General features: G+C 72.2%; 9 protein-coding genes. 8 read left to right on the forward strand and 1 reads right to left on the reverse strand.

The window, feature by feature from the left end:
• Positions 1 to 13: 13 nt before the first annotated feature.
• On the reverse strand, positions 14 to 3,928 hold the full coding sequence (eccCa, locus tag ACWCO8_RS06585) for a type VII secretion protein EccCa (protein WP_451031439.1): 3,915 nt from the start codon (positions 3,926 to 3,928) through the stop codon (positions 14 to 16).
• A gap of 248 nt (positions 3,929 to 4,176) precedes the next feature.
• On the opposite strand from eccCa, the gene eccD reads away from it, so the two are divergent.
• From eccD to ACWCO8_RS06625, 8 genes are all read left to right on the forward strand, one after another.
• Positions 4,177 to 5,586: a type VII secretion integral membrane protein EccD gene (gene eccD, locus ACWCO8_RS06590; RefSeq protein WP_451031239.1), complete on the forward strand. Its 1,410-nt coding sequence runs from the start codon at positions 4,177 to 4,179 to the stop codon at positions 5,584 to 5,586.
• A 104-nt stretch (positions 5,587 to 5,690) separates the two neighbouring features.
• Positions 5,691 to 7,154: a type VII secretion protein EccB gene (gene eccB, locus ACWCO8_RS06595; RefSeq protein WP_451031240.1), complete on the forward strand. Its 1,464-nt coding sequence runs from the start codon at positions 5,691 to 5,693 to the stop codon at positions 7,152 to 7,154.
• 192 nt (positions 7,155 to 7,346) lie between these two features.
• Positions 7,347 to 7,697: a hypothetical protein gene (locus tag ACWCO8_RS06600; protein ID WP_451031241.1), complete on the forward strand. Its 351-nt coding sequence runs from the start codon at positions 7,347 to 7,349 to the stop codon at positions 7,695 to 7,697.
• A 105-nt stretch (positions 7,698 to 7,802) separates the two neighbouring features.
• Positions 7,803 to 8,126, forward strand: coding sequence for a WXG100 family type VII secretion target (locus tag ACWCO8_RS06605; protein WP_451031242.1), 324 nt, complete (start codon positions 7,803 to 7,805; stop codon positions 8,124 to 8,126).
• A 67-nt stretch (positions 8,127 to 8,193) separates the two neighbouring features.
• Complete coding sequence (locus ACWCO8_RS06610; RefSeq protein ID WP_451031243.1) at positions 8,194 to 8,655, forward strand: type VII secretion system-associated protein; 462 nt, start codon at positions 8,194 to 8,196, stop codon at positions 8,653 to 8,655.
• A gap of 4 nt (positions 8,656 to 8,659) precedes the next feature.
• Positions 8,660 to 11,341, forward strand: coding sequence for an AAWKG family protein (locus ACWCO8_RS06615; RefSeq protein ID WP_451031244.1), 2,682 nt, complete (start codon positions 8,660 to 8,662; stop codon positions 11,339 to 11,341).
• Between the two features lie 104 nt (positions 11,342 to 11,445).
• On the forward strand, positions 11,446 to 11,916 hold the full coding sequence (locus ACWCO8_RS06620; protein WP_451031245.1) for a YbaB/EbfC family nucleoid-associated protein: 471 nt from the start codon (positions 11,446 to 11,448) through the stop codon (positions 11,914 to 11,916).
• Positions 11,909 to 12,253, forward strand: a complete 345-nt coding sequence (locus ACWCO8_RS06625) for a hypothetical protein (RefSeq protein WP_451031246.1) — start codon at positions 11,909 to 11,911, stop codon at positions 12,251 to 12,253. The genes ACWCO8_RS06620 and ACWCO8_RS06625 overlap by 8 nt, the downstream gene beginning before the upstream one ends.
• Positions 12,254 to 12,255: the final 2 nt, after the last annotated feature.

Below are 12,255 nucleotides of genomic sequence, written 5' to 3' on the forward strand. Positions count from 1 at the left end.
CTCGGCCCGGCGCCTACTCGACCAACCCCGTCTGGATGAGCCCCGACTTGCGCCGTACGAAGTGGAGTGCCCGGCCCGGGGGAAGGTTGCGGGGGCGGACCGTGCCGAAGACGAAGCCCTCCGACGGGGGGCACGACAGCAGCAGGGACGGGGTGTTGACCTCGCTCAGGCGGCGCAGGAGTGGGTCGTTCATGCCGCGGCCCGCGCCCGTCGCCGAGCGGGCGACGACGATGTGCACGCCCACCTCGTGGCCGAGGGCCAGGTGGTCGAAGAGGGGGGCGAAGGGGTGGTCCAGGGTGCTGCCCGACGCGCCCACCATGTCGTAGTCGTCCACGAGCACGAAGAGCCGGGGCCCGCGCCACCAGTCCGCGAGCCGCATCCGGTCGGGAGAGATCTCCGGTCCTGGGCGGCGGGTGTCGAGCGCGCGGGTCACGCCGCCGACCAGTTCCTTGAGCACGTTCATGGAGACGGCGTGGCCGAGCCGGTACTCCGGTGGGACCGCGTCGAGGAGTTCGCGCCGGTAGTCGACGACGAGCACCCGGACCTCGTCGGGTCGATAGCGGTCGGTGATGGCGCGGGCCGCGAGTTTCAGCAGGTTGGTCTTGCCGCTCTCGGTGTCGCCGACCACGATCAGGTGCGGGGTGCGCGCGAAGTCGTGCCAGACCGCCCCGAGGTTCTCCTCGTCCAGGCCGAGCGCGAGCCGCAGGCCCTCCGTCCGCTCAGGGGCGGGGAGTTCACCGGCCGGGAGCCGGTGCGGAAGCATCCGTACGGGCGAGGCCGGCGGGCCCTGCCAGGCCTCGGCGACCCGCTGGACCAGGTCGGCGACCCCTTCGGTGAGGTCGTCGGTGGTCTCCAGGCCGTCCACCCGGGGCAGCGCGGCGAGGAAGTGCAGCTTCCCCTCGGTGGTCAGTCCCCGGCCGCCGGTGCGCGGCACGGACGCGGCCTTGCGGATGTCGACCACCGAGTCCATGGTGTCGCCGAGGCGCAGTTCGAGGCGGGTCGCGGACTGGTCGCGGATCTGGGCCGACAGTTCCACCCACCGTGTGGTGGTCACGATCAGGTGGACACCGTAGTTGAGGCCGCGGGTGGCGAACTGGTTGAAGGTGGCCACGAGGGTGTCGAAGTCCTGCCGGACCGAGGCCCAGCCGTCCACGATCAGGAAGACGTCGCCGTGCGGTTCGTCGGGGAACTCGCCGGCGGCCCTGCGCCGCCGGTAGGTGGCCATCGAGTCGATGTCGTGGTCGAGGAAGAACTGCTCGCGGTGGGCGAGGACCGCCGACACCTCCGCGACCGTCCGGTTGATGCGTTCCCCGTCGAGGCGCGAGGCGACCCCGCCGACGTGCGGCAGTCCGGCGAGGCGTGACAGCGTGCCACCGCCGAAGTCCAGGCAGTAGAACTGCACTTCGCGCGGGGTGTGGGTGAGGGCGAGGGCCGCGATCAGGGTACGGACGAGGGTCGACTTGCCGCTCTGCGAACCGCCTGCCACCGCCACGTGCCCGCCGGCCCCTGACAGGTCGACGAGGAGCGGGTCCCGGCGCTGGTCGAAGGGCTTGTCCACGAGGCCCACCGGCACCCGCAGCCGCCCGGCGCCCGGCCATCCCGCCGCGCACAATCCCCGTTCGGGGTCGGCGGTCAGGGCGGGCAGCAGCCGGTTCAGGGCCGGCGGGAGGTCCAGCGGGGGCAGCCACACCTGGTGGGCGGCGGGACCGGAGTCCCGCAGCCGGTCCAGGGCCGCCGACAGCAGGGTCTCGGCCTCCTCCTGACCCTCGGCCGGCTCGGATTCGGGTGCGGGGGCGGGGGCGCGGCTGATCACCCATCCCGCCGTCCACGGCACGACCTGGCTGGCCACCTGGGCCTGGACGGCCGCGCCGCCCCGCCTGCGGTAGGGCCCGGAGACGTACGCGGCGCGGAACCGGGTCAGTGCCTCCACCCCGCTCTTGAGGTATCCGGCGCCCGGCTGCGGGGGCAGTTGGTGGGCGTCGGGGACGCCCAGCACGCCGCGGCTCTCGATGGCGGAGAAGGTCCGCAGGCCGATCCGGTAGGAGAGGTGGCTCTCCAACTGATGCATCCGGCCCTCGTCGAGGCGCTGCGAGGCCAGCAGCAGATGGACGCCGAGGGAGCGGCCGAGCCGGCCGATCATCACGAAGAGGTCCATGAACTCGCGGTGTGCGGCGAGAAGTTCGCTGAACTCGTCGACCACGACGAAGAGGCTCGGCAGCGGGGCGAGATCCGCGCCGGCCGCCCGCGCCTTCTCGTACTCGAGCGCCGAGGTGTAGTTGCCGGCAGAGCGCAGCAGCTCCTGACGGCGTATCAACTCGCCGTGCAGGGCGTCCTGCATCCGCTCGACCAGGGCCACTTCGTCGGCGAGGTTGGTGATCACCGCGGAGGTGTGCGGCAGTCCGTCGAGTCCGAGGAAGGTCGCGCCGCCCTTGAAGTCGACGAGGACGAAGTTGAGCGTCTCGGAGGAGTTGGTGAGGGCCAGGCCGAGCACCAGGGTGCGCAGCAGCTCGCTCTTGCCGGATCCTGTCGCTCCGATCAGCATGCCGTGCGGGCCCATGCCGCCCTGCGCGGACTCCTTGATGTCCAGCTCGACGGGGCGCCCGTCCGCGCCGACGGCGACGGGCACCCGGAGCCGGTCCGCGCCGGTGGCCCGCCGCCAGAGCGTCGCCGGGTCGTGCCGGTGCAGGTCGGGGATGCCCAGGAGGGTCGTCAGCTGCACGTCCGAGGAGAGCGGCTCGGTGGCGTCGGTCGTCAGGCCCATCCGGTACGGGGCCAGCATCCGGGCCAGCGACTCCGCGGCCATCGGTCCGACGGTGTCCGGGCGTCCGAGGAGCGTCGCCTGTTCCTTGCGGCTGCGGTCGGTCCGTACGAGCCGTACCGCGCCGGGCGCCATCTCCAGGCGCAGGGTGGTCCGGCCCGGCCGCCAGCTGAGCGCGCCCGACAGGTCGAGCACCACCGCGTTGCGGAAGCCGACGCCGTCGATCCGGTGCCCCGCCGGTACCGCCACCCCGTCGAGGACGATCACCGTGAACGGCTCGTCCCGCCCGGGTGGCGCCTCCGGGTCGAAGTGCTGCCGCTCGGTGAACTCGGCGCCGAGCCGGTCCTCCAGGTCCTCGAAGGCCGAGGTCACCATCCGGGCGGGGCCCGCGCCGTCCTGCTCCTGCGGATGGAGGTTGTGCGGGAGCCACTTCACCCACTCCCACTCGCCCCGCCGCTCGTCCGAGGCGCACACCGCGATCCACAGCTCCTCCGGCGCGTGGAACAGCGCCAGTTGGCTGAGCATGGCCCGGACCGCCGACCGCGTCACGGCCGCGTCGCCGCGCAGCAGCACCCGGGACCAGGACCGCAGGTAGACGCCGATGGGCTGGTCGGGAACGGTGCCGTAGGCCCGCATGAAGCGCCGCAGGGCGTGCGCCGAGAGCGGTTCGAGGTCCTCCACCGGACGCGTCGACAGGGGGATGAGCCGCATCGCGAGCTGCTGGTCGCCGACGGCGATCCGGACCTCTCCGAAGTCCTCGTCCTTGGGCCGCCGCTCCCAGAGCCGGGTGGTGCGCACCATGGACCGCAGCGCGCGCGGATCGGGGTGGCGCCAGGCGAGCGCCAACTGCTGTTCCACGACGGTGCGTTGCACCTTGCGCCTGGTCTGGGCCAGATAGCGCAGGTAGTCGCGGCGTTCGCCGCTGAGCCGCTGCTTGCGCTCCCCGTTGCGGCGCATGACCTGGCCGACCATCATCGCGCCCGTCGCGAGCACCATCATGCCGATCGCGAGGTACGTGAAGACGCTGTTGGAGCCGCCGGGCCGGACGAAGACCAGCATCATCGAGACCGACATCATGGCCATCGGGAGGTACGTCCACACCGCCGAGGTGTCGGGCACCGTCTCCGGGAGGGTCGGCGGCTCCTGGAGGTGCAGCTCGCCCTCGGGCATGTCCGGGCCGCGGCGACGGGCGGGACGGCGGAACAGGACCACGCTCAACGCACAGGCTCCTCGGTCACGTTGGGGAGGGTGCAAGGGACATCGCCCAAGGTCAGTGCCGGGGGCAGAGTACCGAGTACTCTGCATCCGCCCCGCGCGGGGCGGCTCTGGCGGACCGATCCGACCCGGCCGGCGCCGCACACTCTCGGACAGACCACCACCGACCACCACCCATCGCACACACCTTGGGAGTTGACCCGATGACGGACACCTCGGTCGCGGGCCTGTGCCGCCTGACGGTACGCGCCCCGGCCCGGACGGTCGACCTCGCCGTCCCGGCCGACGTACCGGTGGCGGACCTGCTGCCGACCCTCCTGCGGTACGCGGGCGAGGAGGGCGCGGAGCTGGAGGAGGAGGGCCTGGAGCACGGCGGCTGGACCCTTCAGCGGCTGGGCGGGCGGCCCTTGGAGGAGGAGGGCACGCTGGAGACGCTGGGGGTGCGCGACGGTGAGGTGCTGTTCCTGCGGCCGATGCGCGAGGCCCTGCCGGACGTCCGCCTGGACGACCTGGTCGACGGCATAGCCAATGTCACCCGCGACCGGTTGCACGGCTGGTCCCCCGCCGCCGGCCGGCGGCTGCTGATCGGGATGACCGCCACCGTGCTGTCCCTGGGGCTCGTCCTGCTCGCCTGGCCAGGCGGTCCCGTCACGACCCGGATCGTCGTCGCGGGGGCCGCCGGGCTGCTGCTCCTTGCCGGGGCGGCCTCCGCATCCCGGGCTGTCGGCGACCACGGCGCCGCCGCCACCCTCGGCTTCCTCGCCGCCCTCCACCTCGCGCTCGCGGGCTGGCTGCTGCCCGGCGGGGAGATCGCCGGGCCCGACGCCCACCATGTGCTCGGCGCCCGGCTCCTGGCGGCCGGTGCCGCCGGCGCGGCCGGTGCCGTCCTCGCGCTGGCCGCGGCCGCCGTCACTCCGCCGTTCTTCCTGGCGGGCGCCGTCGCCGCGCTCGCCACGGCGCTCGCCGGGGCCCTCATGAACACCCTCGACGTCCCCGTCGACGGCGCCGCCGCCGCGCTCGCCGCGGCGCTCGCGCTCACCGGTCCGTTCGTCCCCGGCCTCGCCTTCCGGCTCTCCGGGATGCGGATGCCCGCGCTGCCGGCCGACGCCGCGCAGCTCCAGGAGGGCATCGAGCCCTACCAGGGCCGGGACGTCGCCACCCGCACCGAGATCGCGAGCGGCTGGATGACCGCCCTGTACGCGGCGACCGGCGCCGTGTGCGCCGCCGCGCTGACGCCCCTCGCCCGGCACCCCGACCTCGCCGAGGTCCTCACCGCCTCCGTACTGAGTCTGCTGCTCCTGCTGCACGGCCGCGGTCTGGTCAACGTCCGGCAGCGGCTCGCGCTGGTCGTCCCCGGCATGTGGGGCGCCGTCCTGCTCGGTCTGGCCGCCGGCGCGGCGGTGGGACCGGAGGACCGGCCGCTGCTCCTCGCCGGGGTGTTCGCGGTCGCCGCGGCCCTCGCGGTCGCCTCCTGGACCGTGCCCGGCCGCCGGCTGCTGCCGTACTGGGGCCGCGCGGCCGAACTCCTGCACTCCGCCCTGGCCATCGCCCTGGTGCCGCTCACGCTGTGGGTGCTCGGGGTCTTCGGCGCGCTCCGGTCCGTGGGCGGCTGAGAAGCCCGTCAGGCGTGGAGAAGCCCTGACGCCCAGCGGCTTCCCTGCCGAGAGGCTCCTCACGCCGAGCAGCAGCCCGTCACCTCCCCGCAGGAAAGGCTCCCGTGCAGTCCAAGCGCGATCAGGTCCAGGCCCACGCCTTCGTCATGGGCCGCCTGACCTCAGGCATGCTCCTCGCCGACCCCGACGCTCCCGAAAGCCCCCTGAGCCGTACGACCCGGGGCGCGGTCACCGGTCTCGTCATCGCCGTGCTGATCAGCGCGGGCGCCGTCGTCCTCGGGCTCATCTCGCCCCGGGGCGACGACTCCTGGCGCAAGCCCGGCACGCTCGTCGTCAACCGGGAGACCGGCGCCCGCTACCTCTACCTCGACGGACGGCTGCGCCCCGTGCGCAACTACGCGTCCGCGCTGCTCGTCGGCGGCCGGAAGCTCGCCACCGAGGACGTGGCCACCGCGTCGCTCGTCGGCACGCCCCTCGGCGCCCCGGCCGGCATACCGGGCGCGCCCGACGCGGTCCCGACCGCCAAGAACCTGGACAGCGGCGCCTGGCAGGTGTGCGCGGCCGCCACCGGCTCCCGCCCGTCGACCGTTCTCACCGCGGGGTCGCCCGCTCCCGGCACCGGTCTCGGCGCCGGACAGGGTCTCGTCGTGAGCGGCCCCGACGGCGTCCGCCACCTGGTCTGGCAGGGCAGCCGCCTCCGCCTGGACCAGGCCACCGGGGCGGCGCTCTCGCTCGGTTACGGTTCCGTCGCCGCCCACCCCGTCAGCGCCGCCTTCCTCGACGCTCTGGCCACCGGGCCCGTGCTCGCCGCCCCCGCCGTGCCCGGCCGGGGAACTCCGGGCCCCGCACTGGGCGGCCGCCCGAGCACCGTCGGCCAGGTCTTCCGGGTCGCCGTGCCCGGCACCACCGACCAGCCGTACTATCTCCTCGGCAAGGAGGGCCTGGCGCCGCTGACCGCCACCGGGGCCGCCCTCGTCCTGGGCGATCCGGCGACCCGTACCGCGTACGCCGGCGGGGCGCCCGCCGCCACCACCCTGGGCGCCGACGTCCTCGCCCAGCACCTCGCACCCGGCGCCGAGGGCCGTCCGCCCGCGACGCCCGGGCTGCCCACGAGCCCGCCCGCCGCCCTTCCCGTACCGGCGGGTTCGGCGCTCTGCGCCCGGATCACGCCGGGGTCCGGCGGCCCGCAGGTGACCGCCGAACTGGTGCCGGTCCAGGGGCTCGCCCTCGCGACACCGCCCTCCGCCGACAGCACGGCCCCCGCCTGCCTGAAGGTGGACGCCGTCCTGGTCCGTCCGGGCCGCGGCGTCCTCGCGCGGGCCCTGGGGGCCGACGGGCGGCCGGTGGGAGACACCACGTACCTGGTCGCCGACAGCGGTGTGAAGTTCCGGGTGCCCGACCAGGCGGCGCTCACCGCCCTCGGCTACGGGGAGGGCAGCGCCGGGGCCGTACCCTCGCGGCTCCTCGCGATGCTGCCGTCCGGTCCCGACCTCGACACCGGCGCGGCCCGCGGTCTGCGCCCGCCCACCACCACGGGGCCGGACTGCGGTTTTTCGAGCGGGAGTTGAACCTTTCGCCGGTTTTCCTCGTATAGCCGATCGAGGGCTGCGGGAGAGGATCCGACCACCCGTGACCGGGGCGCGGGCACCCGAGCGCGGCCTGGCTCAGAAATACCTCAAAGAGCAGAAGTATTGAGGTCACAGCGCAGGCGATGGCCATAGCATCACTCTGCCCAACTCCAACGACGGAAGGCCGGTTTCATGTCCGAAGCGACTGTGGGGAACGGTCAGCAATCTGAGGAAGGTGCCACCCGGAACGGGATCCAGGCACTGGAGCTGGCCTTCAGCGGCATCGTCAAGTGCCGCCAGGACGTGGATTCCACCCGCTCCGGCCTCGGCACGGGCTACGGCGGCAGCGACGGCGGTCAGTTCGGCGGTCTGCTGGAGCAGTGGGGCGACCAGACGGAGGTCATCCTCGCCAACCTCCAGGACATGATCGAGAAGTTGAACATGAGCCTCGTCGAGCACGGCAAGGCGCAGGGATCCGCCAACGAGGCCATCAACCAGGCCTATTCGCAGTCGCAGTCCGCGTTCGACCAGATGATGGGCTGACGGTCCGCCACCGCGACGCCATCACCCGCCGGCTCGACGACGCCCTGCCCTACGACGCCCCGCTCGACGAAGCCCCGCTCGACGACGACACGAAACCGAGGGACCGTGCCCGAGAACCTGACCGACGGTTACATCTACGTCGACTACGCCCACATGAACAACGCCGCCGACGACCTGGTCCACCAGACCCGGGCCATCGCGCGCACCCTCGCCTCCCTCGAGGCCGAGCTGAACGAGCTCGCCAAGACCTGGTACGGCAACGACGCCAGCATGTACCAGCAGAAGCAGGCCGCGTGGAACCAGGCCGTCACCAACATGGAGACGATGCTGACCTCGCACGCGAGCCTGCTCACGGACATCTCCGGCAACTACCGCTACAGCGAGAACTCCCTGACCCAGATGTGGGAGAGCGTGCGCGTCGGCCGCTAGGGCCTGTCCCCTGGGACCGTACCGCCATCCGTTCAGGACCTTCCGACCCTCCGAGGACGCAGTCGCCATGCCCGACCTGACCCATCTCGACGCCGCCACCCTGCGGACGTTCGCGGACCAGGACCTCGCGGCCTTTCTCACCGCCCTCGCCGCGATCCGCAAGGACTCGCAGGGCACCGAGATCCGCGCGCTGAAGAGCATCCTGGACGGCCGTACGTATCCGAACACCCTCCAGCAGAACCCCGTGCTCGGCATCGGTCTCATGGCCGCCGACGACGCCGTGCACGGACAGTCCCTGATCGCCAACGTCCGCAAGGCCGCGGAGTCGGTCGACAACGTCTTCGCCGACCAGGAAGACCTGTTCGAGGACATCGACCGCAATCTCCGGGAGACCCTGCGGACCCTCCTCAACACCCAGGGCTCCAGCCTGATGTCGATCGACGCCGCCGAGTTCCTCGACGTGTTCGCCGACGTCGACGACAGCCTCGGCGGCGGCGAGCGGGAGACCGACAGCCAGAGGGAGAACTGACCCGGTGCCCGCCAACCACGATCCGGACGACTACTGGGGCCAGGCCGTCACCCTCTTCACCGGCTTCCCCATGCCCAGCCGCCAGAAGCTCTTCGAGAACCTCAAGAGCGTCGAGGGCATTCCGCTCTTCCGCCTGGACATCCAGAGCGAGAACAGCATGCGTGCGGTCACCGCGGCCGACTACTCGGCGATCAGCGGCTGGGGCAAGAGCAGCGGCCAGGACTACGACCTGGTCTTCTACCACACCGGCAAGGGCAACGGCGCCCATGACGCCAGCAACACCGGTGTCCGGATGCTCAAGGCCCGGATCATCATGATCGGCGTACAGACCGACAGCAACGGACGTGGCCGGCTGCTGTCCGCCGGAGAGACCGTCTCGGGCGGCCCGTTCCGGGGCAGCTACACGGGCACCGAGTGGAACAACGGCCCGGTGGCGCAGTACGTCAGCGGCTCGAAGATCGCTCTCGACGCGCTGCTCAGCGGCTCGCTCACCACACGCGGCGTCTCCTGGAGCGGTGCGAACGTCGTCGACTCCGAGGCGGTCAGCCTGGCGTCCTTCGAGACCACCGCGGCGGCGTTCGACCGGGCCAAGCAGTTCCTCGTCGACCAGGCCGCCGTCCTCAAGACCTGGGAGGACGGATTCGGCAGCGACGGCGCGGCCTGGCGGGGGCAGGCCGCCGGCATCTTCCACCAGTTGATCCACCAACTGCGCCAGAACTACGACAACTACGTGGATCAGCTCGGCGGGACGGAGTTCACCAGCACCCAGACCGGGCTGAGCGGGTACGCGCCCCGTTCCCACTACAGCGAGTCCGTCCTCAAGGCCCAGCGCGATCTCGCCGCCGCGGGCGAATCCCTCCGCACCGCCTGGACCTCCTGGGCCTCCACCGGACGTCACGACCCGCACCGGGGGCTTCTGGAGATCCTCGACGAGATCAGCGCCTGGGTGATCACCAACAACGCCGCGTACATCCTGGCGAAGACGAACGCCGACGGCGGCACGGAGTACTCCACCGACACCGGGTACGTCGAACTGCACCCCGCCTACGGGGACCTGGACAAGATCGAGAACTGGAAGAAGGTCGGTGACGCGGCCGTCGCCCGCTGGAACCACTACGTCGACGTCACCCTCATCACCGCGGCCAGCCTCGCCCTGTCCAGTCTGAACAACAACTGGATCACCGACGCGGGTGAGTTCGAGGACCTGTTGGAGACCCGGAACACGAACTCCCTCACCGAGAACCACGAGCGGAATCAGAACGAGAACAACCAGAACCAGCTCAACGAGACGCTGAACAACCTCAACGACAATCTCGGCGAGAACATCGAGAACCTCAACCAGAACCTGAGCAACGGCCTGGGCGACTTCGGCAACAGTCTCACCGAGAACCTCAACAGCCTCGGCAACGGCCTAGGAGAGGGGCTCGGGGACCTCGGCAACGGTCTGGGCAACAGCCTCACCACCGCACTGAACGGACCCGGCGGCCTGGGCGGCCTGGGCGGTCTGGGCAGCGGGCTCGGAAACCTGGGCAGCAACCTCGGCAGCGGCCTGGGGAACCCGCCGACCGCCCTGAACGGCCTGGGGAATCTGGGGAACCTGGGTGATCTGACCGGCGGCCCGCTCACCAACCCCGGCGGCGGCACGACGTCCCTCAACCCGGACGGCACCCTCACCACGCGCTTCCCCGACGGCAGCATGAGCGTCTTCGACCCGAAGACCGGGAACATGACCGTCACCGGCAAGGACGGCAGGAAGACCGTCACCTCGCTCGACCCGGGCGAGACGTTCACCAACCCGGACGGCAGCACGACCCGCCTCAACGCCGACGGCACCCTCACCACCACCTTCCCCGACGGCACGCTCCGCACCGTCGACCCCGACACCGGCCGCGTCACCACCACGAATCCCGACGGCACGAGCACCGTCCAGCAGCTCAACCCGGGCCTGTCCGTGACCGACCTGAACCTTCCCCGCCCGGGCATCGACGTCTACCGCGAGCTGAACCAACTGGACGACCTGCGCGGCCTGTTCGAGCGAAACGGGCCGAACACGGTCTCCGGTGTCGGTGACGCCCCCGGCACCACGACCTCGCTCAACGGTCCGACCGGCGGCCTGAGTTCCGGTGTCGACGGCTCCGCCTACGAGGAGTACGACAGCACTCCCTACGAGGGCGGTGCGCTGCGCTCGGGACCCGACCCGGCCACCAGCCTCTCGGCGGCCCCGACCGCGCGGACGGACGGCAACCTCCTGAACCCCCTCGCGGCGTCGGGACTGTTGGGCGCCTCGGGCGCGCAGGGCGCCGACGGCACGGGACCCATGGGCCCGATGGGGGCGCCGATGGCCCCGATGGGCGGCGCCCCGGGCGCGGCCGGCGGGCAGGGCGGCACCAACGAACGGACCCGCAACGTCCTGGCCGAGCCCGGCTCCGCCCCCGACTCCCGGCGCCGTGGCGGAGCCCGTAACGGCTCCTCGGCCTCGGACGACGAGGACCTCGCCGACGGCTCGCGTCGCCGCCCCCGCACCACCGGATCCGCCGTCCCCTTCGCTCCTGCCACCACTCGGCGACCCGCCACCGAGAGCGACGACGGCACCCCGGACCGGGAGCGGGCCAGCTGGCTCGCCGAGGAGGAGGACGAGGACGTCTGGGGCACCGATGAGGGCGCCGCACCGACGGTGATCGGCTGAGTGGCGGAACGGCCGAACTGCTGGGCGGCTGAGCGGCTGAGCGGCCGACGAGCGAGAGGGGTGCACGGAATGACGAGGAAGGTACGAGGGTGAGCGGAGCGTCGATGGAGCAGCGCATCGCGCAGGCCATGGCGGAACTCGAGGCCGTCCAGAAGGCGGTGGCCGAGGCGGAGGCCGAGCTGAGCGAGGCCAGCGTGACCGTCCGGTCCAAGGACCGGTCCGTCGAGGTCACCGTCGGCCCCCAGGGCGAACTGACCGGCCTGCGCTTCCTCGGCACGGCCTACCGCACCATGGAGGCCGGAACGCTGGCCGTCGCCGTCCTGGACGCGGCGGGCCAGGCGCGTTCTCAGATGGCCCGTCAGATCAAGGACACCTTCGAGCCGTTGACCCGGCCCAGTGCCACCGTGCCCGAACTCCACGGCATCGACGTGGACTGGACGAAGATCTTCGGTCCTGACGTCCTCGACGAGGACGGGGACGAGGCCGACGACCCGGCCGCCGCCCGCCGCCGGCGCGGCGGACGCCGACTGCGCGACGAGATCCACGAGGACCCGGAGGGGGACGACCGTGCCTGAGGGAGACGTGTACTTCGCCGTGCCCGGCCGGCTTCAGGCCGGCGTACGGCAGATCGACCAGATCAGCTCCCTGGTCCAGGACATCGCCCGGGACTTCGTCTCCGAGGTGAACGCCGTCCGGGACTGGCCGGGCCGCGACGACAGCTTCGCGCGCGAGGTCCTGCCCCAGGAGAAGGACGAACGCGAGACGGCCACGCGAACGGCCGAGGCCATCGCGGAAGCCGTCGTGGAGATCGCCAACGGCACCCACGACAATCTGCGCAACATCGTGAACACCCAGGACGGTGCGCTCGACGCCATCGGCTCCGCCGCCCGCGGCCGCCGCGGAAGCCACTGACC

The sequence above is a fragment of the Streptomyces sp. NPDC001927 genome (assembly GCF_053594455.1).

Coding starts and splice junctions, on each gene's coding strand:
- ACWCO8_RS06620 (WP_451031245.1), top strand. CDS start 11,446: ATGGAGCAGCGCATCGCGCAGGCCATGGCGGAACTCGAGGCCGTCCAG.
- ACWCO8_RS06610 (WP_451031243.1), top strand. CDS start 8,194: ATGCCCGACCTGACCCATCTCGACGCCGCCACCCTGCGGACGTTCGCG.
- eccD (WP_451031239.1), top strand. CDS start 4,177: ATGACGGACACCTCGGTCGCGGGCCTGTGCCGCCTGACGGTACGCGCC.
- eccCa (WP_451031439.1), bottom strand. CDS start 3,928: ATGCCCGAGGGCGAGCTGCACCTCCAGGAGCCGCCGACCCTCCCGGAG.
- ACWCO8_RS06600 (WP_451031241.1), top strand. CDS start 7,347: ATGTCCGAAGCGACTGTGGGGAACGGTCAGCAATCTGAGGAAGGTGCC.